Annotated in this window: 23 protein-coding genes; 15 read left to right on the top strand and 8 right to left on the bottom strand. The window is 67.8% G+C overall.

Features of this window, described 5'->3' with window-relative positions; translation table 11 throughout:
• The first annotated feature begins 39 nt into the window (after window positions 1–39).
• From AB4089_RS02915 to AB4089_RS02895, 5 genes are all read left to right on the top strand, one after another.
• Entirely contained in the window at window positions 40–1653 is a 1614-nt protein-coding gene (locus tag AB4089_RS02915; RefSeq protein ID WP_441407822.1) for a PspC domain-containing protein, read from the top strand.
• 1 nt (window position 1654) lies between these two features.
• Window positions 1655–1918 carry a hypothetical protein gene (locus AB4089_RS02910; protein WP_441407821.1) on the top strand — a complete coding sequence of 88 codons (264 nt, stop codon included), beginning with the start codon at window positions 1655–1657 and terminating at the stop codon, window positions 1916–1918.
• Window positions 1919–1921: 3 nt separating this feature from the next.
• The gene (locus tag AB4089_RS02905; protein WP_441407820.1) at window positions 1922–2176 is read left to right on the top strand and encodes a PspC domain-containing protein; all 255 of its coding nucleotides are present in this window, start codon (window positions 1922–1924) and stop codon (window positions 2174–2176) included.
• A gap of 177 nt (window positions 2177–2353) precedes the next feature.
• Entirely contained in the window at window positions 2354–3379 is a 1026-nt protein-coding gene (locus AB4089_RS02900) for a 6-phosphofructokinase (RefSeq protein WP_018773638.1), read from the top strand.
• Window positions 3380–3495: 116 nt separating this feature from the next.
• A complete protein-coding gene (locus tag AB4089_RS02895) occupies window positions 3496–4206 on the top strand; it encodes a GNAT family N-acetyltransferase (protein ID WP_441407819.1) in 711 nt (236 codons plus the stop codon).
• 17 nt (window positions 4207–4223) lie between these two features.
• On the opposite strand, the gene AB4089_RS02890 is transcribed toward AB4089_RS02895, so the two are convergent.
• The 7 genes from AB4089_RS02890 to AB4089_RS02860 form a co-directional block, all read right to left on the bottom strand.
• On the bottom strand, window positions 4224–5804 hold the full coding sequence (locus tag AB4089_RS02890) for an MFS transporter (protein ID WP_441407818.1): 1581 nt from the start codon (window positions 5802–5804) through the stop codon (window positions 4224–4226).
• An 86-nt stretch (window positions 5805–5890) separates the two neighbouring features.
• Entirely contained in the window at window positions 5891–6454 is a 564-nt protein-coding gene (locus tag AB4089_RS02885; protein WP_441407817.1) for a PadR family transcriptional regulator, read from the bottom strand.
• A 120-nt stretch (window positions 6455–6574) separates the two neighbouring features.
• Entirely contained in the window at window positions 6575–7048 is a 474-nt protein-coding gene (locus AB4089_RS02880; RefSeq protein WP_441407816.1) for an ankyrin repeat domain-containing protein, read from the bottom strand.
• Window positions 7045–8127 (bottom strand): CAF17-like 4Fe-4S cluster assembly/insertion protein YgfZ, encoded by a 1083-nt coding sequence (gene ygfZ, locus AB4089_RS02875; protein WP_441407815.1) that lies wholly within the window; start codon window positions 8125–8127, stop codon window positions 7045–7047. Before ygfZ ends, AB4089_RS02880 begins: the two co-directional genes overlap by 4 nt.
• 22 nt (window positions 8128–8149) lie before the next feature.
• On the bottom strand, window positions 8150–8836 hold the full coding sequence (locus tag AB4089_RS02870) for a flavodoxin family protein (RefSeq protein WP_441407937.1): 687 nt from the start codon (window positions 8834–8836) through the stop codon (window positions 8150–8152).
• 137 nt (window positions 8837–8973) lie between these two features.
• Complete coding sequence (locus AB4089_RS02865; RefSeq protein WP_441407814.1) at window positions 8974–9588, bottom strand: FABP family protein; 615 nt, start codon at window positions 9586–9588, stop codon at window positions 8974–8976.
• Between the two features lie 167 nt (window positions 9589–9755).
• A complete protein-coding gene (locus AB4089_RS02860; RefSeq protein ID WP_441407813.1) occupies window positions 9756–10490 on the bottom strand; it encodes a permease in 735 nt (244 codons plus the stop codon).
• 244 nt (window positions 10491–10734) lie between these two features.
• On the opposite strand from AB4089_RS02860, the gene AB4089_RS02855 reads away from it, so the two are divergent.
• From AB4089_RS02855 to asd, 10 genes are all read left to right on the top strand, one after another.
• Window positions 10735–11433, top strand: a complete 699-nt coding sequence (locus AB4089_RS02855) for a winged helix-turn-helix transcriptional regulator (RefSeq protein WP_390203621.1) — start codon at window positions 10735–10737, stop codon at window positions 11431–11433.
• Window positions 11434–11753: 320 nt separating this feature from the next.
• The gene (mshD, locus tag AB4089_RS02850) at window positions 11754–12728 is read left to right on the top strand and encodes a mycothiol synthase (RefSeq protein ID WP_441407812.1); all 975 of its coding nucleotides are present in this window, start codon (window positions 11754–11756) and stop codon (window positions 12726–12728) included.
• A gap of 137 nt (window positions 12729–12865) precedes the next feature.
• Window positions 12866–15130, top strand: coding sequence for an RNA degradosome polyphosphate kinase (locus AB4089_RS02845; RefSeq protein ID WP_441407811.1), 2265 nt, complete (start codon window positions 12866–12868; stop codon window positions 15128–15130).
• 11 nt (window positions 15131–15141) lie between these two features.
• The gene (locus tag AB4089_RS02840; RefSeq protein WP_441407810.1) at window positions 15142–16119 is read left to right on the top strand and encodes an NUDIX hydrolase; all 978 of its coding nucleotides are present in this window, start codon (window positions 15142–15144) and stop codon (window positions 16117–16119) included.
• 78 nt (window positions 16120–16197) lie between these two features.
• Window positions 16198–17865 (top strand): hypothetical protein, encoded by a 1668-nt coding sequence (locus AB4089_RS02835; protein WP_441407809.1) that lies wholly within the window; start codon window positions 16198–16200, stop codon window positions 17863–17865.
• Window positions 17862–18293 carry a GntR family transcriptional regulator gene (locus AB4089_RS02830; protein WP_441407808.1) on the top strand — a complete coding sequence of 144 codons (432 nt, stop codon included), beginning with the start codon at window positions 17862–17864 and terminating at the stop codon, window positions 18291–18293. The genes AB4089_RS02835 and AB4089_RS02830 overlap by 4 nt, the downstream gene beginning before the upstream one ends.
• A gap of 34 nt (window positions 18294–18327) precedes the next feature.
• Window positions 18328–19131 carry a thymidylate synthase gene (locus AB4089_RS02825; RefSeq protein WP_441407807.1) on the top strand — a complete coding sequence of 268 codons (804 nt, stop codon included), beginning with the start codon at window positions 18328–18330 and terminating at the stop codon, window positions 19129–19131.
• On the top strand, window positions 19128–19715 hold the full coding sequence (locus AB4089_RS02820; RefSeq protein ID WP_441407806.1) for a dihydrofolate reductase: 588 nt from the start codon (window positions 19128–19130) through the stop codon (window positions 19713–19715). Before AB4089_RS02825 ends, AB4089_RS02820 begins: the two co-directional genes overlap by 4 nt.
• Window positions 19715–19933 carry an NF038396 family protein gene (locus AB4089_RS02815; RefSeq protein ID WP_390203629.1) on the top strand — a complete coding sequence of 73 codons (219 nt, stop codon included), beginning with the start codon at window positions 19715–19717 and terminating at the stop codon, window positions 19931–19933. Before AB4089_RS02820 ends, AB4089_RS02815 begins: the two co-directional genes overlap by 1 nt.
• A gap of 52 nt (window positions 19934–19985) precedes the next feature.
• Window positions 19986–21128: an aspartate-semialdehyde dehydrogenase gene (gene asd / locus AB4089_RS02810; RefSeq protein ID WP_441407805.1), complete on the top strand. Its 1143-nt coding sequence runs from the start codon at window positions 19986–19988 to the stop codon at window positions 21126–21128.
• Between the two features lie 14 nt (window positions 21129–21142).
• Here the strand turns inward: asd and AB4089_RS02805 are convergent, their stop codons facing one another.
• On the bottom strand, window positions 21143–22249 hold the full coding sequence (locus AB4089_RS02805) for a winged helix DNA-binding domain-containing protein (RefSeq protein ID WP_441407804.1): 1107 nt from the start codon (window positions 22247–22249) through the stop codon (window positions 21143–21145).
• Window positions 22250–22311: the final 62 nt, after the last annotated feature.

Here is a 22311-nt window from a genome sequence, read left to right as displayed (position 1 = left end):
CCAGTAGAGCCCGGCGCCGGGAACGGGAAGGATCGAAGTATGAATCCGCACACTCCGCACCCCGATGAAGGCCCGGCCTCCGCAGACCGGCCGGCCACGGACAATCCAGACACGGAACGTCCCGGCACAGAACACCCTGACACCGAAGTTTCCGGCACGGGGCAGCCCGCCTCCGCTGCGACCGGCTCCGAGCCTTTCAACGCCCTGCCGGCCGGTTCCGAGCCGGTCAACGCCGGACCGGCCGGCGGGCAGCAGCCGGAGCCGCCGCGGCTTTACCCGGCCCCGGACGGGCCGCTCCCGGCGCCCCAGTCCCAGAACTTCTTCGACTGGATCCGGGGCCATGGCATCTACCGGGGACGGGACCGGTGGGTCGGCGGCGTGGCCAGCGGCATCGCCCACCGGCTCGGCGTCGACCCCCTCATCATTCGCGGTGTCCTGATCGTCCTGGCTGTCTTCGCCGGAATCGGCGTGCTCGCCTACGGTCTGGCCTGGGCACTGCTGCCAGAGCCTGACGGCCGCATTCACGTCCAGGAGGCCGCCGCCGGCCGGTGGACGGCCGGCATGACCGGCTCCCTCATCGCCACGGTCATCGGTTTCCCCAGCCTCGGCACCGGCGTCTGGGGCTGGGACCGCTACGGCTTTGGCGCCTTCCTCTGGACGGTGTTCTGGGTGGGTGGCGCAATCTACCTCGTCTACTACCTGACCCAACGCAACAAGACCCGGAACGGAGCCACGCCCATGCCAACGCGCTATGACTACAGCAGTCCGGCCGGCACGGCGGCCTTTGCGGGCACCTCCCGCACTGACGCCGGTCAGCAATCCGATGCAGGCTTCGCCACCGGAGGATTCGCCCAGTCCGGCGGCCCGGCCTTTGGCCAGCCCGTCAGCGGCTCGGGAGTCTCCGGCGCCGGTCCCGCCTGGGGTCCGCCTCCGCCGTCGGGCTCCATCCCGCCCGGCCCCACCGGCCCCATTCCCCCAGGCGGCTATGGGCCCGGGGCTACACCCCCTCCACCGGCTGCGCCCCGTAACCTTGGTCCCGGCGCTCCGGCAGTTGCCGTGACCGTCGGTTCAGCCCTCCTGGTGGGCGGCGGCATCAAGGCCCTCGACGCCGCCAACGTGATCGACCTCGGCGACGCCGGCAATGCCCTGGTCTGGGCTATTGGCGCGGCCATCCTGGGCCTGGGAATCCTGTTTGCAGGGCTGCGGGGCCGGACCTCCGGGATCCTGAGCTTCTTCGCGGTCGTGGCGCTGCTGATCGGTGGAATCTTCAGTGTGGTTCCGCACGGGGACCGGTTCCGTTTCCAGAACGCGGACTGGACACCGGCCAGCATTGAACAGGCCCGCGGCGGCTTCGAGATCACCGGCGGCGCCGGAACAGTGGACCTGACCAAGCTGGCGCTGAATCCGCCACTGGGCTCCGACGTCGTTGTGCCGATCGACGCGACGGCCAGCAACCTCACTGTCGTCATCCCCACTACCGTCCCCGTGCAGGTCCAGGCGGACATGACCATGGGGAGCCTCCACGACGGCAACCAGGACCGCGGCGGCATCACGAAGCAGCAAAGCGATTACAACACCTCGAAGCCGGGCGCCCGGCTGGTCCTGCAGGTCTCCGGCACCGTGAGCAACGTGACCATCAAGGAAGGAAACTGACATGAGCAGCTATGACGACTCCCGGCCCGACGCCGGGCAGGACCTTGAACAGGCCGGTTCCCCGGCCCGGGTAGGCACGGTGGTCTGGGGGCTGATAGTGGTAGCGCTGGCCGCTCTGCTCATCATTTCCCGCCTCGGCATCGTGGCCCTCAACGGCACGTATGTGCTGATTGGCCTGATGATCGGGGCGGGCGCCGCCCTGATCATCGGCGGGCTGGTCTCGGCCCGCAGGCGTGACAAGAACCCCACAACAGGGAAGTCTTGAACCATGGATAAATTCTTCGACACCATCCGGGGCTTCGGCCTGAAACGTGGTCCGCAGCGCTGGCTTGGCGGGGTCTGCGGAGGAATCGCCGCCAAACTCAATGTTGATGTGGCCTATGTCCGGATCGCCTACCTGCTTTTGAGCCTGCTCCCGGGACCGGCATTCGTGGTCTACCTTGCCGGGTGGCTGCTCCTTCCGGACCAGCGCAACGCAATCGTCCTCCAGAGCTTCCTCTCGAAGCGTTCTTCCCGGCCCTGATTCCGGCCCTGACGCTGGCCACAGGCCCGCCCAACGTCACGAAAAAATGCCCCCGCCTTCACGGCGGGGGCATTTTTGTAACCGTTTGTGTCCTGCCCCACACCCGCCACTAGACTCTAGGTGAGCTCAGCGTGGCGCTCTGCCTGTACCCCTTCAAACCAGGATTTGAGCCAAGATATGAAAATTGGAATCCTCACCAGCGGCGGAGACTGCCCCGGACTGAACGCCGTCATCCGTGGCGCCGTCCTCAAGGGAATCGCGGTCCACGGCCAGCAGTTCGTAGGGTTCAAGGATGGCTGGCGCGGCGTTGTCGAGGGCGACATCGTGGAGATCCCCCGCACCATGGTCCGCGGCATCGCCAAGCAGGGCGGCACCATCCTCGGCACGTCCCGCACCAATCCCTTTGAGAACGGCGGCGGCCCCGAGGTCATCAAGGCCAACATGGACCGGCTCGGGATCGACGCCATCATCGCCATCGGCGGCGAGGGCACCCTCGCCGCCGCCAAGCGCCTCACCGACGCCGGCCTGAAGATCGTGGGCGTGCCCAAGACGGTCGACAACGACCTCGACGCCACGGACTACACCTTCGGATTCGACACTGCCGTGGAAATCGCCACCGAGGCAATTGACCGGCTGCGCACCACCGGGGAGTCCCACCACCGCTGCATGATCGCCGAGGTCATGGGACGGCACGTGGGCTGGATCGCCCTGCACGCCGGCATGGCCTCGGGCGCCCACGCCATCCTGATCCCGGAGCAAAAGGCCTCCATGGAACAGATCGCCGAGTGGGTTGTCTCCGCCCATGACCGTGGCCGTGCCCCGCTGCTTGTCGTCGCCGAGGGGTTCGTGCCCGAAGGCCAGGAGTCCCCGCACTCGGAGCGCGGACTGGACACGTTTGGCCGCCCCCGCCTCGGCGGCATCGCCGAAATGCTGGCGCCCGAACTCGAGGCACGCACCGGCATCGAGACCCGCGCGACGGTCCTGGGCCACATCCAGCGCGGCGGCGTCCCGACGGCGTTCGACCGCGTCCTGGCCACCCGGCTGGGCATGGCGGCCATCGATTCGGTGGTCGAGAAGCGCTGGGGCACGATGGTGTCGCTGCACGGCACGGACATTGTTCATGTTGGCTTCGACGCCGCCCTGGGCAACCTCAAGTCCGTACCGCAGAGCCGCTATGACGAGGCCGCAGTCCTCTTCGGCTAAGAGGTCTCCTGGGCAACGTGGGCACCGTCCGCGGGCGGTGGCCACAGGCTGTGTCTGCCGGCTGCGCCTGCTGGCTGTGGCCGGAATCGCGGTCCGGCGGTGGGTAGGGTTGTTTCATGACTCTTGAGCCCGGTTCCGCTGAAATTGTCCAGCTCGCGTGGGCGCGCCGCTTGGGGTTCGACGACGGCGCCTTCGCGGCCGCGGCAGGGGTGCGGCTCACCCGGGCCGACGAGACGGCCCGGGCCGTGCAGTTTGTCCGCCTGTTCGGCAACTCCGCCTTGGTGGGCCCGCAATGGGCGCTGGACGCCGCCGAAGGCCTCGCCGACGAGGAACTGGCCCAGCACGTGACGCTGCTGACCATCACGCGCGCGCACGGCGGCCACGGGCTGGGCGCCGCCGCACTTTTCTTCGCCGACGACCTTCCCCTGCAGCAGCCCTCCGAGGAGCTGACCGTCTCGCACGGGAATCCGGAAGCAATCGAGCTGGAGTCGTTCTGCCCGCCCGATGATGTCAACGAGGTGTGCCTCGCGGACCTCGAGCACCGTTTCACTGTCCTGCATGTGGAAGACGGGCGCCGGACGCCTGTGGCCTGCGGGGCCTACGCCGAATGGGAGGGGCTCCTGGCCCATCTGGGCGTGCTGGTTGCGCCGGAGTGGCGGCGCCGCGGGCTGGGCAAGCTGGCCGCCTCAATAGCCGCCCACGAGGCCCTTGCCGCCGGGCTCACACTGCAGTGGCGCTCCGAAGTCAGCAACAAGGGGTCGCTGGCGCTGGCCCGCAGCCTCGGCTTCTCCGCCGGCGGCATCCAGACCAGCGTGCTGCTGGGCTGACCCGGATGCCGGCCGGGCTAGCGCCGCTCCGCGGCGGCGTTGTCCGTTCGGCCGATGGCCCGGTCCGTGCCGGCAGCCGTGCCGGACATGCCTGCGGCTTCCGCCGCCTCTGACGCGGCAACGTCGTCCGGAGCGCCCCAGCCCTGGACCGGCTTGGGTTTGGCGAAGAAGAGCACCACGGCGGCGCCGAGCAGGATGACGGCCGCCGGCAGCAGGATGGACTGGCCCATCGCCGTCGAGAACCCCTCGTGCAGTGCCTCGGGCAGCGCTCCGCCGAAGCCCATGGGGCTGGCATCTCCGCCTGCCCCGGGACGGGCGGGAAGCTCGGCCGCCAGCCGCGACTGGATGAGGACGGCGATCGCGGCGCTGCCGAGCACCGCGCCGATCTGGCGGGTGGTGTTGTAGACGCCCGAGCCGGCGCCGGCCTGCCGCGGCGGCAGGTTACGCGTGACCGTGGAGCTCAGCGGGGCCCAGATGCCCGCGTTGGCGAAGCCCAGCACCGCGCTCGGGAGCAGGAACAGCCAGATGGGTGTGTCCGGGTGCATGAGCAGAGAGTTCCAGAACAACGCCACGGACATCAGGACCAGTCCCGTCGCGGTGATGAATTTCGGGTTGACTCTGTCGATGATCCGGCCGACGACGGGGGCCAGGCCGCCCGAGATCAGCGCCATCGGCACCATCATGAGCGCGGACTCGGTGGGGGTCAGGCCGCGGACGATCTGGTAGTAGAAGATCAGCGGCAGGGTGAACGCCGTGACGGTGAAGCCGACAGTGGTGATCGCGATGTTGGCGAGCGAGAAGTTCCGGTCCTTGAACAGGGACAGGGGCAGCAGCGGTTCACCCTTGTTGAACTTCTGCCACAGGACGAAGACAACCAGCACGGCGATGCCGCTGATAATCAGGCCCCAGACGGTGATGGGGCCGACGATGGTGCCCCAGTCGTAGGTCTCCCCCTCCTGGATGCCGAAGACCAGCAGAAAGAGGCCAAGGGCGCTGAGCAGCACGCCGGGGATATCGAACTTGTGCGGGTGAGTGCTCAGTGTCGGGACGAACCGCATCGCGAGGATGAAGCCGGCAATGCCGACCGGGACGTTGATGAAGAAGATCCATTCCCAACCGAGGCCGTCCACCAGCACACCGCCGAGGATCGGTCCGACCAGGGTGGCGACGCCGGCCGTGGCGCCCCAGATGCCCATGGCCGCTCCACGCCGGTCCGGCGGGAAGATCCGGGTGATGACGGCCATGGTCTGCGGCGTCATCATGGCCGCGCCCAGGCCCTGGACCACGCGGGCCGCAATCAGGGTCTCGACGTTGCCGGAGAGCCCGCACCACAGCGAGGCCAGGGTGAAGACCACCAGGCCGGACAGGTAGAGCTTCTTCGGCCCGAAGCGGTCCCCGAGCCGGCCCGTGATGAGCAGCGGCACGGCATAGGCCAGCAGGTAGGCGCTGGTGACCCAGATGACCGCGTTGATGTCAGTGTTGAGGCCCTTCATGATGCTCGGGTTGGCCACCGAGACGATGGTGGTGTCGATCAGGATCATGAAGAAGCCGATCACCAGGGACCAGAGTGCCGGCCATGGCCGGGCTACGTTTTCCATGGGGTTCCTTAGGGTCTGGTGCGTGAATGCTGGATGGTCGATGTTTCGTTGGCGGCCAGGGTCCGGCCGCCGGTTGTGCTTGGGCGTCACCACGGCAGTTCGCCGGAGCGGAGCTGGTCCTGCAGGCCGTCGATCCAGGCGATTTCGGCCTGCATCATGCTCTGCTGGTACAGGACATCAACCCAGTACTTGCGGTCCACGCCCTTGGTCTTGAGCAGTTCCTCACCGGAGAGCAGGAAGGCGATCTGTTCGTGCAGCGACTGGAGGCGCCGGTCCAGGAGTTCGACGACGAGGTCGGCGGGCAGGTTGTAGGCCTCGGAGATGGCCAGCGGGAAGGACGGGTATTCATTGACGGGGGTGGCGAGCATGTCCTGGAGCCACGTCGTGAACGCCTCTCGGCCGGCTGCCGAGATCGTGTACGTGGTGCGCTCCGGCCGGTTGCCTCCCCGGTCGGTTCCCGTTGCCGCGACCAGACCCTGCTCTTCGAGCCTCCCGACGGCGTGATAGAGCGTTCCCGGCCGGACCTTGACCAGCCGGTCCTCGTGCCGGGCGATCAGGAGCTGGTACATCTCGTAGGGATGCATGGGTTCCTCCACGAGCAGGGAAAGTGCGGCGACACCCAGCGATGTCAATGCGGTTGCCCGGGCCATGGTGCTGTCCTCTGCGGTCCAAATTGCTCTTACTCCACACCGATTATTCCACGTGGAGTATTAGGCCGCAATTGTTCCCGAATCCCGCGCCGACCTGCGACCGCCAGGCCGCAGACCGGGTCAGCCCAGGAGCGCCAGGATATCCGTGCGGGCGAACATTTCGGCGGCGGCACGCGCGGAGGGTGTGCCGGCATCGGGGTCGGCCCCGGCTGCCAGCAGTTCCCGGGCGACGTCCGTGTAGCCCTTGAAGACGGCGCCGGCCAGCGGCGTCTGGCCGCGGTCATTAGGCATGTTGGCGTCGCCGCCGTGCGTGAGGATCAGCCGGACTGTGGCGGCGTGGCCGTGATAGGCCGCCAGCATGACCAGCGAGTCGCCGGAGGCATTGGTCAGCGTAGCCGGGGCGCCGGCGGCGAGGTAGCCGCCCAGCAGTTCGGAGTTGCCCTCGCGGGCCGCATCGAAGAGCGTGTGGGCCAGCGCCAGCGTGTCGTCGTCGGGCGCCGCTCCCGCATTATCAGGCGCGGAGGAGTCCTTGGCGGAAGATTGTTGTGCCGAAGAATCCGGTGCCGAAGAATCCAGGGGGGAAGAACCGGTCATCGGGTCCCCCGCAGGAAGCCGGTCTGGCGGCCCACTACCTGGCCGGCGTCGGGGGCCACAATGACCTCCTGGGCCGCGGCATAGGGCTCGTCGCCGTCAACAACGGTCAGGACGTCCTCCGGGGCGACCGAACGCTTGATCACGGCCAGGGCCACGGGGCCCATTTCGTAGTGCTGCGCCACGGAGGTCACCGAGCCCACCTTGCGGTCGCCTGCGCGGACCTCGCTGCCGGCCGCTGGCAGGGTGTGCTGGGAACCGTCGAGCTGGAGGAACACGAGCCGCCGCGGCGGGTGGCCCAGGTTGTGGACCCGCGCGATCGTCTCCTGGCCCTTGTAGCAGCCCTTGGCCAGATGCACGGCGGTGCGGAGGAGGTCGAGCTCGTGCGGGATGGTCTTGTCGTCGGTTTCCGCGCCCCACCGGGGCCGCCATGCGGCGATCCGCAGCGCTTCGGACGCCAGGGTGCCGGCGAGGGCACGGTCCCCCACCGTCGCGACCAGCTCAGCCGCGGGGACAAGGTACTCGAACCACGGCCGCTCCAGTCCGGGGTGGGCGTCCTCGCCCACTACCGCATAGGAGTAGCCGCCGGCGCTGACGTGCGGCCAGGGATCTTCCCAGACCTGCAGCCCGGTCCATTCCGGGATCCGCCGGGTGGAACCGAGCACGGCCCAGTCGGCGGAGACGTCGGCGATCTCGACCCGCAGCATGAACTTCATCTTGTTCAGCCATTCGGCCAGGGGTGCCGCCTCGGCTCCTTCGACGATCAGCCAAGTGGTGGCGCCGTCGTCCACCACGCGTGCATCAAACTCGATCCGGCCCTGGACACTCAGCAACAGCAGCTCGGTGGACTGGCCGGGGGCCAGGGAAGTGAGCTGCTGGGAGGACAGGGTGTTGAGCCAGCTCAGGCGGTCCGGTCCGCTGACCGTGACCACGCCGCGGCAGGAGAGATCGACGACGGCGGCGCCGGCGGCCAGCGCCCGCTGCTCCCGGAGCGGCTCGCCGTAGTGGGCGGCGACGCCGGCGTCGGCGCCGCCGGCTTCAACGGCGGCCGGGCGCGACAACAGGGGGCTAGTGATAGTCATACTGAAGGGAACGTCCTTAGCTTTAGCGGTATTCCGGATTTTCGAAGTCGAAGCGGGTGCCGGCCTTCCAGGCCTCGGGGAGGTTTCCGTAGGACGGAATGCCGCCGGCGTCCTTGAGTATCCGTGCCAGGTGCAGCAGGTTCCACGTCATGAAGGTGGTGTTGCGGTTGGTGAAATCGCTCTCGGGCCCCCCGGACCCCTCGTCAAGGTAGCTCGGCCCCGGCCCGACGGGGCCAATCCAGCCGGCGTCGGCCTGCGGCGGGATGGTGAAGCCGACATGCTGGAGGCTGTACAGGACGTTCATGGCGCAATGCTTGATCCCGTCCTCATTGCCGGTGATCAGGCAGCCGCCCACCTTCGGATAGTAGGCCCACTGGCCCTTCGCGTTCAGCTGCCCGGAGTGGGCGTAGAGGCGCTCGATGAGTTTCTTGGTCTGGGAGGAGTTGTCCCCCAGCCAGATGGGCCCGGCGACGACCACGATATCCGCGTCCTGGACGGCCGGGTAAAGTTCCGGCCATTCATCGGTGGCCCAGCCGTGTTCTCGCATGTCCGGGTAGACGCCGCTGGCGATGTCATGGTCCACGGTGCGGATCACGCGGGTGGTGACACCCTGCTTCTCCATGATCCGGCGGCTGACCTCGATCAGGCCTTCGGTGTTGGAGACATCCGGGGACTTCTTGAGGGTGCCGTTGAAGTACACCGCCTTCAGGTCGGCGTAGTCGGCATAGCCGGTCTTGCCGGCGTCGTTGCTGGCGTCGTTGCCGGCGCCCGTACCGGTGGCTGAGTCATTCACGGGGTTTCTCCTTGGTCGATGCAGACAACGGAAAAATCAGTGAGACCGTGTGGTTAGCCTACTTTGGCGAGGATGGCCGACGCATGGGCTTCCAGGCCGCCGCCCGCCGTCGACCCCTTGCCCGTGGCCACATCCCAGCGCCACAGCAGGTTCCCTTCGACGAGCCCGAAGATCCGGGTGGCCGCGGTGTACTCCTTGGAGTGACTCCCCCGCATCACCATGTCGGTGCTGAGCTGGATCTGGGGACCCTTGATCTGGCCGTAATACAGCTCCGAAATCCCGCCGGGGTGGGCGATGGAGACAGAGATGTCGAAGCCGCCGTCGCTGTTGCGCAGGGCCTCGACCTCGTCGGCGCTCTTGAGCACGGGGACGATGTCGGCCGGGATCAGGCCCGGGCCGCCGTCTTCCTCGCGCTGCTTGCGCTCCAGCGCCCAGAAGCCGGTCTCGACCGTCAGGGGACGCAGCTTGGTTCCCTCGTCGTCGGTCAGCCAGCTCTCGGCGCGGTACTGCAGGTACGGCAGGCCATTGTGGGTGAACGAGACGTGCTGCACGAAGTGCTCGGAGTCCTCGTCCCCGGCTCCCAGCCGGCCGCTTCCCTCCCACTCACCGATGAGCCAGGACAGCGGAACGATTTCGGGGGTCAGATCAGTAGGGATTTCAATCGGCACAGCATCTACCTCTGGAAGCTACGGGTTCTGGAACGTGTTACTTCTGGCCTTTGAAGAGGCGGTACACGACAAAGCCGGCAAACCACGCCATGGACAGGCCGGCCACGCCGAGCAGGACAAGGAAGAAAATCTCATATGCAAGTACGGACATGATGCCATCCTAACGCCTAGTAGATGAGTAGTTTGTCTATGAAGTAGGCCAGGGAACCGACGGCCGACACCGGGCCAATGCCCATGCCCACGGCCGCCAAAACGGTCAGGCCCTCGCCATTGAGAATGACCAGGCGGCGGAAGCTCACCAGCACCACGCCTACCACGACGCCGACGAGGGCGGCCGGGAGCACTGCGATGTCGGAGAACACCAGGCCGGCCAGCGGCCCGGCGAGCCCCGCGGCCACGATGCCCAGCGGCGCCACGATCCGGTCGGGCCAGCGGATCAGCCCCGCCATCAGGGCGATCGCCGCGCTGATGGCGGCCACGAGGATCATTTCGCGGACCCCGTTGAAGCGAGAACTCGCAATCCAGCCGGCGCCCAGGCAGGACAGCAAGACCCCCGAGCACGAACCCAGGGTGGATTCGAGGCGCTGGGCCTGGCCGGTGCCCCGGATCAGCTGCATGACGAAGATGGCCATGACCCCGACCGCCATGAACGACGGCGTCCAGTCCAGGAAACCCGGAGCCGGAAGATAGGTCGCCGCCACCGCCGACCCGACGCCGGGCAGGCCAATCAGGACCGCGAGGGTCTTCTTGGCGGGGATGCCAAGGAAATAGGGCCAGCCAATGCCGATGCCGGCGGCGCTGAGGGCCCCGACGGCCAGGAGGGCCTCAGGAGAGACATAGGCACCGGCAACGATGGCCACCAGACCGGCCAGGCCAATGATCCCGACGCTCCACGGCTTCACCGTTGGCTCGCCATCGGCAGACCCGCCATGGTCGTACCTTCGCTCACTGCGGACCCCAATTCGACTCGGCTCAATTTCGACGGGCCGCGGGCCCTGACGGTTCAATCCTGCCCTATATGAACGGTATGTGTCGCAAATGGACCGGCCGGAGGTGACGGGACCATGGCCGGAAAGGGGCCTTTAGGTATACTCATGATCAGCAACACAGACGCCCAACGATGCGCGGACACCCCTTGGAGGAACAATGTCGCACATCCTGCTCTTGACAAACAGCACCGGAACATCCGTGGACGTCCTGCCTGCGCTGGAACTGTTGAACCACCGGGTGCACATTCTTCCGGCCGAGCCCACGGCCCTGCTCGAAACCGACCCCTGCGACATTGTCCTTTTGGATGCCCGCAAGGACCTGGTGGGCGCACGTTCCCTCACCCAACTGCTCAAGGCCACCGGCCTCAGCGCTCCCCTGATGCTCATCCTGACCGAAGGCGGAATGGCTGCCGTGTCCTCGGCGTGGGCCGTGGACGATATCCTCCTCGAATCCGCAGGCCCGGCAGAAGTCGAAGCCCGGATCCGCCTCGGCGTGGCGCGCGCCGTTCCCGAGCAGGAGGACGTCCCGACCGAAATCCGGGCCGCCGGCGTCGTGATTGACGAGGCCAGCTACACCGCACGGGTCAACGGCGCCGCGCTGAACCTGACCTTCAAGGAATTTGAACTGCTGAAATACCTGGCCCAGCACCCCGGCCGGGTGTTCACCCGCCAGCAGCTGCTGACCGAAGTCTGGGGCTACGACTACTACGGCGGCACCCGCACCGTGGACGTCCACGTCCGGCGGCTCCGCGCCAAACTGGGCGCCGACCACGAGAACCTGATCAGCACGGTCCGCAACGTGGGCTACCGCCTGACCCTGGTCCGCCAGCCCGAGGACGAACTCACCGAGGCCTGACCGGCTCGCCCGCGACAGAAGCGTCCGGGCACCGGGCACCGGGCACCGGGCACCGAACGACATTTGCACCAAACGCGGAAGGCCCCGGACTCTGGAATCCAGAGTCCGGGGCCTTCATGCTGCAGCATTCAGTGATGCTGTTTATTGGTGGAGGACATACGGGTCGAACGTATCGAGGCCACCCCAGTGGTGGATCCCCCTCGCATCTGGCTCAACGCCGGACGAGATATCGACTATACGCCGACGCCCGGAGTTCAACAAAATCGGCCGCTGACACCCGGGCACCGGATAGCCTTGCCCCAACCCGATACCCTTGCACCATGAGCCCTGCGCACCCGGAAAACTGGCCCGTACTCGCCGTCAAAGGAACCGTGGACAGCAGGCTGCTGCGGGACGTCGCCGCCCTTGTGGCTGCGGCAGAAGAGTCCGACGGCAATCCGCCGCTGTCAGAACAAACCCTTGTCACATTGCGCGCCGCCGACGCGGGCGAGCATTCGGTGCTGGCCCTCGCCGTGTACGCCCCCGACGACCAACTGGATCCGGCRACCGCGCAGGACCTGGCCGGAGTCGCCGTCGTGATCGAAGAACCCGACGGCACGGGGGTCCTGGAAGTCGCCGTCCACCCCAGCTACCGCAACCAGGGCGTGGGCGACCGACTGGTGGGCGAACTGCAGAGCGTCCGCGGCTTCGCCGGCCTGAAGGCCTGGTCCCACGGAAACCATGAGGCCGCCGCGGACCTTGCGGCCCGCTACGGCTACGGCGCCGTCCGCGAACTCTGGAAGATGCGGCTGATGACGGCCGCGGCGGCGTTGCCGGAGGTCCGGCTCCCGGAGGGCGTGCGGCTCCGCGCCTTCGAGCCCGGCCGGGACGAGGACGCCTGGCTGGCCGCCAACAGGGCCGCGTTCGCCCACCACCCGGAGCAGGGCAACATGACGCGCGCCGACCTGGACGCCCGGATGGCCGAAGCGTGGTTTGATCCGGCAGGCTTCCTGCTGGCCGTGGACCCGGCGGACCGGCTCCTGGGGTTCCACTGGACCAAGGTGCACCCCCGGCATGGCGATCACCCAGCGATCGGCGAGGTCTATGTGGTGGGCGTAACCCCGGAGGCCCAGGGCTCCGGGCTGGGCAAGGCGCTCACCGTCGCCGGAATCACGCATCTCCAAGGCCTCGGCCTGCGCGCCGTCATGCTCTACGTCGATGCCGACAACGCCCCCGCAGTGGCCCTCTACCGGCGGCTCGGATTCACCCGTTGGGATGTCGACGTGATGTACGCGCCGCTGCCGCAGCAGCACTGACCGGCCGCCGCGGGACCCTTTGACGGCCGTTAGTCAAGTCGGCGGATGACCGTCCCGCCCGGGCCGCAATCTGGGGTCATCTGGCCACGATTGCTTGTAAGGTTGAACCTACATCGCGCCAGCATTGAGGAGACACCATGCCACGGGATACTGCCCGGACATCCACGTCTGAACCAGCTACGTCGGAAAAGGGGGCGCGTCCGGTACGAGCCCGCTTTGGCTCCTCCGAGGTGCCGGCCTCACGCGCCACCCAGGACCGGATCGACATTCCGGAGTTCGCGCCGAACCTGGAACCGGAAGGCGACATCAGCCCCGACCGGTTCCTGGACCGGGAGCTCAGCTGGCTTTCCTTCAACGCCCGGGTCCTGGAACTGGCCGAGGACCCCAACCTGTACCTGTTGGAGCGCGTCAGCTTCCTGTCCATCTTCGCTTCCAACCTGGATGAGTTCTTCATGGTCCGGGTGGCCGGGCTGAAGCGGCGCATCGCCACCGGCCTCGCGGTGCCCTCCCCCGCCGGGCTGAGCCCCATGCAGGTTTTGGAGCAGATCGGCGAGGAGGCCCACCGGCTCCAGCAGCGCCACGCCCGGGTCTACGCCGAGCAGATCCGCCCGGCGCTGGCCTACGAGCACATCCACCTCATGCACTGGGAGGAGCTGGACTCGCAGGCCAAGGACCAGCTCAGCGCCATGTTCGCGGAGAAGGTCTTCCCGATCCTGACCCCGCTGGCGGTGGACCCGGCCCACCCGTTCCCCTACATTTCGGGGCTGTCCCTGAACCTGGCCGTGGTGGTCCGCAACCCGGTCAGCGACAAGGAGCTCTTCGCCCGTGTCAAGGTCCCGGACCAGCTGCCGCGCCTGATCTCCATCGACGGCGCCCGCGCCGGCTCCGTCGCCGGGCGGGTGGCACGGTTCATCGCGCTCGAAGAAGTGATCGCCGTGCACCTGGACCAGCTGTTCGCCGGCATGGAGGTCCTGGAGCACCACATTTTCCGCGTGACCCGCAACGAGGACGTCGAGGTCGAAGAGGACGACGCCGAGAACCTCCTGCAGGCACTGGAGAAGGAACTCCTGCGCCGTCGGTTCGGCCCGCCCGTCCGGCTTGAGGTCACCAATGACATCAACCCGAACATCCGCGCCCTGCTGATCCGCGAGCTCGGCGTCGAGGAATCCGAGGTTTACTCCGTTCCGGCTCCGCTGGACCTGCGCGGCCTGTCGGTGATTGCCGGGATCGACCGGGCAGACCTGCACTACCCGAAGCACGTCCCGCACACCTCCCGGTACCTCAACGAATCGGAAACCTCCAAGGCGGCCAACGTCTTTGCCGCCATGCGGCGCCGGGACATCCTCCTGCACCACCCGTATGACTCCTTCTCCACCTCCGTCCAGGCGTTCCTGGAACAGGCGGCCGCGGACCCGAAGGTCCAGGCCATCAAGCAGACCCTCTACCGCACGTCCGGGGACTCCCCGATTGTCGATGCACTGATCGACGCCGCCGAGGCCGGCAAGCAGGTCCTGGCCCTCGTGGAGATCAAGGCCCGCTTCGACGAGCAGGCCAACATCTCCTGGGCCCGGAAACTGGAACAGGCCGGCGTCCACGTGGTGTACGGCATCGTGGGCCTGAAGACCCACTGCAAGCTCTCCCTCGTGGTCCGCCAGGAAGTGGACGGCCTGCGCCGCTACTGCCACATCGGCACCGGCAACTACCACCCCCGCACGGCCCGCTACTACGAGGACCTGGGCCTGCTGACCGCCAACGAGCAAGTGGGCGAAGACCTCTCCAAGCTGTTCAACCAGCTCTCCGGCTACGCGCCGAAGTCCACGTTCAAGAGGCTGCTCGTGGCGCCGCGATCGGTCCGGTCCGGGCTGATCGACAGGATCGAAACCGAGATCCGGAACGCCAAGGCCGGCATCGCCGCCCGCGTCCAGATCAAGGTCAATTCCATGGTGGACGAGGCCATCATCGATTCCCTGTACCGTGCGTCCCAGGCCGGAGTGCGGGTGGACGTCATTGTCCGCGGCATCTGCTCCCTGCGCCCCGGAGTTCCCGGCCTCAGCGAGAACATCACGGTCCGCTCCGTGCTGGGCCGCTTCCTTGAGCACTCGCGCGTCTTCGCCTTCGCCAACGCCGGCGACCCGGTGGTGTACATCGGCTCGGCCGACATGATGCACCGCAACCTCGACCGCCGGGTAGAGGCCCTGGTGCAGCTGGCGAGTGGCAATGACACTAGCTATGTCCTGGACTTGCTGGACCGCTACATGGTTCCGGAAACCGCCAGCTGGCACCTGGACAGGCAGGGCGAATGGACCCGCCATCACCTGGCAGAAGATGGCGGGAACCTCCAGGACGTCCAGTCCTGGCTGCTCGCCTCCCGTTCGCGTCAGCGCTCGACCACCCTGCGGTAGGGACCGTGAGTGTGAGCAGCGATGCACTGGTAGAGGATCAGACCGACCGTCCGGACGAAGAGATTGCCGTTACGGCAGCGGGCGCCATCCCTTGGCGGCTCAATTCGGCCAACAAGGACCAGCTCGAGGTCCTGCTGATCCACCGCCCGCGGTATGACGACTGGTCCTGGCCGAAGGGAAAAATCGACGCCGGCGAGACCATCCCGGAGTGCGCCGTGCGCGAGGTGGAGGAGGAGATCGGCCTCACCGCTCCCTTGGGGATCCCGCTTCCGCCCATCCATTACCACGTGCCGGCTGGTTTGAAGGTGGTCCACTACTGGGCGGTCGACGTCGATGGCGCCGCCTTGGTGCCGGACGGCACGGAAGTCGACAGCGTCATGTGGTGCCCGCCAGAGAAGGCCGCCCGCCTCCTGAGCAACCCCGGCGACATCGAACCGCTGCAGCACCTGGTGAACGCCCACGACCGCGGCGAACTGGCAACATGGCCGCTGCTGATCGTGCGCCATGCGAAGGCCAAACCGCGCTCCTCGTGGACGAAGGCCGAAGGTGACCGGCCACTCGCGGCCACCGGAGCCCGCCAGGCCCAGGCGGTAGGGCGGCTCCTGCAGGCGTGGAAGCCCGCGCGGATCGTTTCAAGCCCGTGGCTGCGGTGCGTGGCCACCATCGCACCGTACGCCAAGGCGGCCGACGCTAAGGTGAAGCTCAACGAGGCCCTGACCGAGCACCGGCACGGCCGCAGCCCGCACAAGACGGCCGCCGTCGTCGAGGCTTTGTTCGACAAGCAGCGGGCCGTGGCCGTGTGCACGCACCGCCCGGCACTGCCCACCGTRCTGAAGCAGCTGGGCAAGCACATGAGCTCCCGCCTGCGGGATCTGCTGCCGTCCTCGGACCCCTATCTGGCGCCTGGCGAGATCGTGATCTGCCATGTGGCGCGCGGCACCAAGAACAAGGTGGTTGCCGTGGAGCGGTTCAAGCCCTTCGACGACTGACACCTTGACCCCCGAAGTCCCAAGCCACTAGTTTGTATCAAAAGCTTGATACAAAGCTGCTGAATCTTGGGGGATTTCATGCCGGTCCAGTTCTACGTTCCGCCCATGCTGCTGCTGGGTCCCGCGATCGCGGCGCTGCTGGTCTATGCCGTGCTGCGGTGGGTGATCTGGGCCCCGGGGACGGGAACGACGGCACAGAGTGTGTCCGAGCACGGGCTGTGGGTAGGCGTGATCGGCTGGCTGGCGAGCTCCCTCCAGGGCGCCATGACCCTGGGCATCATCCCGGCCAACCCGTCGGCCAGCAGTGCTGGGGTGAGCGCCGTCGTGAGCGCCGAGGCGATTATCCCCGCACTGGGATGGCCGGTCCTGGGCTGCCTGGCCGTGCACGCCCTCGGCCAGGTCAGTTACCCGGGTCCGCGGCGAATGCGGCGCCAGGCCGTGCTGTCGGTGCGGCGGATCCGGGATTTCCTTCCCCGCCGGCTGGCAGTGACCACGGCTGCGATCTTCGTCTCGGCCGCGGCGGCCATCGCCCGGGCCGCCACGCTGCCCGGATTCGCGGCCGTCGCCCCCTCGACCATCAACCACGGTGATTACAGCTACAACAGCGGCGGCGGTGAGGGCCGCATCCCCGGACCGGAAGAGGCCGCCTGGCTCGGGGGCGCCCTGCTGGTGCTGGCCGTCGGCACGTGGCTGGTCTTGTGGCTGATTGCCCGCCGCCGCCAGCTGGAGTCCCTCGACGCCGCCGACAACGCCGTGCTGCGGAGCATCGCGATGAACCGGCTGCTGCGCACGGTGTCCACAGTGGCTGCCGGGCTTGCCGTCATCGCGGGGAACTTCGCCGCCCGTCCCGATCCGTCCCAGGGGCCGACGTCGTGGACGAACTACGCCGGCATCGCGGCAACCGCGGTCCTCCTGGTCATGTGGTGGTGGCGGCCCCCTCGGCTCGCGGCTGCCGGCCTGGGCGTGCGGAACAGGCCCGAAGCCGGGCTCGCCGCCGGCCCCCGGCACCCGGCGGTACGGCTGATCGCCTCGCTCGGAGCACTCCTTGGCCTCGCGGCTGCCCTGCCGCTCGTGGCCGGCGTCTTCCTCACCCCTGTGGTCATGGCGCCCGCCAGCCTGGGCCTCGCGGTAATCGTGGCCCTGATGGCCACCGCGGTGCTGTTGGCCATCACCGGCGGTGAGCTGCTCCTGCAGCGCAACTACGGAAGTCCGGAAGCGCCGCGCCGCTGGCCCCGGCAAGCGGCGAGCCCCGCCCTGCTGACCACGGCTGCCCTGGCCCTGCTGGTCTTCCTGGCCGTCCTAGGTGTCACCGCCGCGGGGCCCGCACTCCCGGCCGAGGAGCGGGACTGGGTTCCGGCCGCCCTGCTCATGACCGGCACAGCGGCCGCTTCGGTGCCTGCACTCCTTGTTGCCCGGCGCCGGCAGGGGGTGCCCGGCCTTCCCGCGGGGGTAGACACGGCCCTGCGCGCCATCACTGTCCACCGGGTGGTGCGGACCCTCGCGGCCGCCCTCACCGCCCAGGCCGCGGTCCTGCTGCTCACCCAAAGCCAGGTGTGGGCGGCGGTGCTGGGGCCGGACGCCTTCGGTGCTGGCGTCCCGCCGGCCGCCGGATTCTGGTGGCCGGCGACCCTGGCCGGCTCCGTCCTGGGCGGCGTTGCGGTGGTCATCGCCGTGATCCCCGTCCGCATGCTGGCCCGGGACCGGCCCACGCCAGCTCCGCGGCCGGACAAGGAACCCGCCACGTGACGGCGGGGCTCTCCGTCGACCTGCGCTCCCCCGTTCCGCCCTTCGAGCAGATCCGGGCGCAGATCGCTTCCCTGATCACGGCCGGGACGCTGGCACCGGGAACCAGGCTGCCGACCGTCCGCAGCCTGGCCTCGGACTTGGGTTTGGCGGCCGGGACCGTTGCCCGGGCCTACAAGGAGCTCGAACTAGCGGGACTGGTCGAGACCCGGCGGCGCAACGGCACAGTGGTCGCGGGGACGACTGCCCGGCCGGTCCCCGCAGCCGCGGCGGTCCCGGGACCCCCGGCGGGGCAAGCAGCCGCACCGGCGGCTCCCGCGGAGGTGATCGCCGCCGTCGACCGCTACATTGCTGACGGCCGCGCAGCAGGACTGGACGACGCTGCCCTGCTGGCGGTCCTGCGCGCTCAGCTCAGCCAGCAAGACGGATAAGGGAGAGCCAGCGACTACTCAGTAGACTGGAACCGTGAGCATTCCTACGCCCTATGAAGACCTCCTGCGCGACGTCCTTGAGCACGGCACGCACAAATCGGACCGCACCGGCACCGGCACCATCAGCGTTTTCGGCCGCCAGCTCCGTTTCGACCTGAGCAAAAGCTTCCCACTGATCACCACCAAGCGGGTGCACTTCAAGTCCGTGGCCGTGGAGCTGCTGTGGTTCCTGCGGGGCGACACGAACGTCAAATGGATGCAGGACCAAGGCGTGACGATCTGGGACGAATGGGCCGACGCCGACGGCGAACTCGGTCCCGTGTACGGGGTGCAGTGGCGTTCCTGGCCCACGCCCGACGGCGGCCACATCGACCAGATCGCCGAACTCATCGAGAACCTGAAGTCCAACCCGGACTCGCGGCGGCACATCGTCTCGGCCTGGAACGTCTCCGAGCTCAAGGATATGGCGCTGCCCCCGTGCCACGCGTTCTTCCAGTTCTACGTGGCGGACGGCAAACTCTCCTGCCAGCTGTACCAGCGCTCGGCCGACACCTTCCTGGGCGTGCCGTTCAACATCGCCTCCTACGCCCTGCTGACGCGCATGATCGCGCAGCAGACCGGGCTGGAACCGGGCGAATTCGTCTGGACCGGCGGGGATGTCCACATCTATGACAACCACATGGACCAGGTCCTCAAACAGCTCGCCCGCGAACCCTACGAGTACCCCCAGCTGAACATCACCCGCAAGCCGGACTCCATCTTCGACTACACCCTTGAGGACTTCGAAGTGGTCGGTTACCAGCACCACCCGACGATTAAGGCCCCGATAGCCGTATGAGCAACGACGACGCCATGGATCCCATGGCCTTCACCGAGAAAATCGCTGCCGGCACCACCGGCATTGGCCTGGTCTGGGCGCAGACCACGGCCGGGGTGATCGGCAAGGACGGCGACATGCCGTGGCACCTTCCCGAAGACATGAAGCACTTCACCCGGCTGACCACCGGGCATCCGGTGATCATGGGCCGCAAGACCTGGCTCTCCTTCCCGGACAAATACCGTCCGCTGCCGGAGCGCACCAACATTGTGGTCACCAGGCAGGAAGGCTGGGGCGATACCTCCGAGGCGGAGGGAGCGCTGGCAGTGAAGTCGCTCGACGACGCGCTGCTGGAGTCCCAGTTCGCTCCCGGCCACGAGACCGTGTGGGTGCTCGGCGGCGGGGAAATCTTTGCGCAGACCCTGGACATCGCCGACGTCGCGGTGGTGACGTTCATCGATTCCGAGACAGACGGCGACACCTACGCGCCCGAACTGACCTACGAATGGAAGCTGGCCGCGAGTGAGCCGGCCACGGGCTGGCTCACGTCCGCCAGCGGAACACGGTACCGGTTCACCATGTGGCGCCGGACGGAGGCCAAGTAATGCTGCGCAAGCCCGAGACTCTCTTTGTCCTGGGGTACATGCTCCTGCCCCTGCTCGCGCTGCTCTCGGCCATCGTGGGACTGACCATGATCCTGGGCGGCAACAAGATCATCGGCGCGATTGTGCTGGTGGTGGTGACCCAGGTCTTCACCTTCGGGGCGGTCTTCGCGCTGCGCCGGCGGAAGTCCGCGCTGCTGGAAGAGCCCCGCGGCGACTAGCAAGTGACGTAACCGACTGCGTCAGGCGGCCCGTGAAGTCTAAACTGGGCCCATGACTACAGCAGCTACCCCGTCTGTCGGCCTCGTCGGTTGGCGCGGCATGGTCGGTTCCGTCCTGATGCAGCGTATGCAGGACGAGGGCGACTTCGCCAACATCAACCCGGTCTTCTTCTCCACCTCGAACGCGGGCGGTGCCGCCCCTGCCGTTGCCGGTGCTGCCGCGGGCGCCGCCGGCAAGCTCGAGGACGCGTTTGACCTCGAGACCCTGGCGAAACTGCCCATTATTGTCACCGCCCAGGGCGGCGACTACACCAAGCAGGTCCACGGCGAACTGCGCAGCCGCGGCTGGGACGGCCTCTGGATCGATGCCGCCTCCACGCTGCGCATGAATGATGACTCCATCATCGTGCTGGACCCCATCAACCGGGACGTCATCGACGCCGGGCTCTCCGGCGGGGTGAAGGACTACATCGGCGGCAACTGCACCGTGTCCTGCATGCTGATGGGACTCGGCGGGCTGTTCAAGAACGACCTCGTCGAGTGGGGCACCTCCATGACCTACCAGGCGGCGTCCGGCGGCGGCGCGCGCCACATGCGCGAACTGCTGAACCAGTTCGGCAGCCTCAACGCCGAGGTCAGCAGCGAACTGGACGACCCGGCGTCGGCGATCCTGGAGATCGACCGGAAGGTCCTGGCGCACCAGCGCACCGGAGTCGACGCCACGCAGTTCGGCGTTCCGCTGGCCGGTTCGCTGATCCCCTGGATCGACGCGGACCTCGGCAACGGCCAGTCCAAGGAGGAATGGAAGGCCGGGGTGGAGACCAACAAGATCCTTGGCACTTCGGCCGGGAACCGGGTCATCATGGACGGCCTGTGTGTCCGGATCGGTGCCATGCGCTCGCACTCCCAGGCCCTGACGCTGAAGCTGCGCGAAGACCTCTCGGTGGCCGAGATCGAGAAGCTCCTCGCCACGGACAACGAGTGGGCCCGCGTGGTGCCGAACACCAAGGAAGCCTCGATGGCCGATCTCACGCCCGTGGCGGCGTCCGGCACCCTGGACATTCCGGTGGGCCGCATCCGCAAGCTGGAGATGGGTCCGGAGTACATCAGCGCGTTCACGGTGGGCGACCAGCTGCTGTGGGGCGCCGCCGAGCCGCTGCGGCGCATGCTCCGCATCGCCACCGGCAATCTCTAGGATTACCGGGATCCTCAGCCGCCTAAGAATTTTAGGTACTTCGCGGCCTGCAGCTCAAAGGACTTTTGGGCGGCAGGCCGCAGACCGTTAACCGTGTCAAACGGTTCAGGCACGACGGCGGCAGCCCGGCCGGTGCCCGCCCGCGCCCAGGTGCCAATCACCTGGCCGCCGGAGACGATGGTCTTCTTGAACATGCCGTTGCCGCCCGGGACGATCTTCTCGGCGTGCTCGGGCGGCAGCACGAGGGACCGGTCCGTGTAACCGAGCAGGAACTCGTCGAACCCCGGCAGGGCAAGCACGGTCCGCTGCCCGGGCACCGCGTCCTCGAGCAGTGCCGCGGTGGACGGCGACAGCCAGTAGGTGGCTCCCCCGAACTCCAGCCCCACCAGCTGGTCCCTCACCCGGGCCAGGGCCGTGCGGACCTCCGTCAGCGGCGTGTTCGACCACCAGGCGAAGTCCCGCTCCGTGGCGGGGCCGTGGCTGAGCATGTACCGCAGCAGCAGTTCCGCGATGCCTTCGGCACGGTCCAGTTCGCGCGATTTCGGAATCCATTCGTCGAACGCTTTGATGAGCTGCTGGTTCCCCTCGAGCGGTCCCTGGACCAGCCAGGCCCGCTGGCACAGCATCCCCAGCAGGTGGATGCCGCGCTGGCCCGCCGTCGACTGCCCCGCGGCCTCGAAGGCCGCGAAAAGCTGCTGGCGCGTCGCCGACCGGCCACCTTGGACGAGTTCCAAGGCCGCGTCACGGCTTGCTTCGACGTCCCGGGCTGCAATGTCCAGCTCCCGGTGGCGCCCGGCCATGCCACGGATCAGCCGATCAGAGGTAATCGACAGCATCCACTTCAAATCTTCCGGGACCAGCACGTGCAGGGTGCCGCGCATCGGCCACGAGCGGACGATCTCGGCCCGGTCCAGCGCCGCGCGGACATCGCCAACCCGGGCGCCGGGTACGCGCTGGCCGACAGCCCAGAGGGCGGCCGGCAGGTCCTGGGCCTGCATCGCCGTCATGGTGCGGACCGCTTCGGGGACGGACTCAAACCCGTCTCCCAGCAGCCCCTGCGAAGCCAGCCGCAGCCTGCCGATGATCCCGGGACTCAGCCGGATGCCTGACGTTGTTGCCATGGACCCATGGTAGGACGCCCACAGCAAAGGGCACATGGCGGGCGGCGCGTCAGTTGTCGGGC

This window comes from Arthrobacter sp. 2MCAF15 (assembly GCF_052115605.1).
Classification (GTDB): domain Bacteria; phylum Actinomycetota; class Actinomycetes; order Actinomycetales; family Micrococcaceae; genus Arthrobacter.
This window is presented reverse-complemented; position numbering and strand designations above follow the sequence as displayed.

Excerpts from the sequence above, each read along its gene's own strand:
- AB4089_RS02915 (WP_441407822.1), top strand. The coding sequence starts at position 40 with ATGAATCCGCACACTCCGCACCCCGATGAAGGCCCGGCCTCCGCAGAC.
- AB4089_RS02910 (WP_441407821.1), top strand. The coding sequence starts at position 1,655 with ATGAGCAGCTATGACGACTCCCGGCCCGACGCCGGGCAGGACCTTGAA.
- AB4089_RS02905 (WP_441407820.1), top strand. The coding sequence starts at position 1,922 with ATGGATAAATTCTTCGACACCATCCGGGGCTTCGGCCTGAAACGTGGT.
- AB4089_RS02900 (WP_018773638.1), top strand. The coding sequence starts at position 2,354 with ATGAAAATTGGAATCCTCACCAGCGGCGGAGACTGCCCCGGACTGAAC.
- AB4089_RS02895 (WP_441407819.1), top strand. The coding sequence starts at position 3,496 with ATGACTCTTGAGCCCGGTTCCGCTGAAATTGTCCAGCTCGCGTGGGCG.
- AB4089_RS02890 (WP_441407818.1), bottom strand. The coding sequence starts at position 5,804 with ATGGAAAACGTAGCCCGGCCATGGCCGGCACTCTGGTCCCTGGTGATC.
- AB4089_RS02885 (WP_441407817.1), bottom strand. The coding sequence starts at position 6,454 with ATGGCCCGGGCAACCGCATTGACATCGCTGGGTGTCGCCGCACTTTCC.
- AB4089_RS02880 (WP_441407816.1), bottom strand. The coding sequence starts at position 7,048 with ATGACCGGTTCTTCCCCCCTGGATTCTTCGGCACCGGATTCTTCGGCA.
- ygfZ (WP_441407815.1), bottom strand. The coding sequence starts at position 8,127 with ATGACTATCACTAGCCCCCTGTTGTCGCGCCCGGCCGCCGTTGAAGCC.
- AB4089_RS02855 (WP_390203621.1), top strand. The coding sequence starts at position 10,735 with ATGTCGCACATCCTGCTCTTGACAAACAGCACCGGAACATCCGTGGAC.
- AB4089_RS02845 (WP_441407811.1), top strand. The coding sequence starts at position 12,866 with ATGCCACGGGATACTGCCCGGACATCCACGTCTGAACCAGCTACGTCG.
- AB4089_RS02835 (WP_441407809.1), top strand. The coding sequence starts at position 16,198 with ATGCCGGTCCAGTTCTACGTTCCGCCCATGCTGCTGCTGGGTCCCGCG.
- AB4089_RS02820 (WP_441407806.1), top strand. The coding sequence starts at position 19,128 with ATGAGCAACGACGACGCCATGGATCCCATGGCCTTCACCGAGAAAATC.
- AB4089_RS02815 (WP_390203629.1), top strand. The coding sequence starts at position 19,715 with ATGCTGCGCAAGCCCGAGACTCTCTTTGTCCTGGGGTACATGCTCCTG.
- asd (WP_441407805.1), top strand. The coding sequence starts at position 19,986 with ATGACTACAGCAGCTACCCCGTCTGTCGGCCTCGTCGGTTGGCGCGGC.
- AB4089_RS02805 (WP_441407804.1), bottom strand. The coding sequence starts at position 22,249 with ATGGCAACAACGTCAGGCATCCGGCTGAGTCCCGGGATCATCGGCAGG.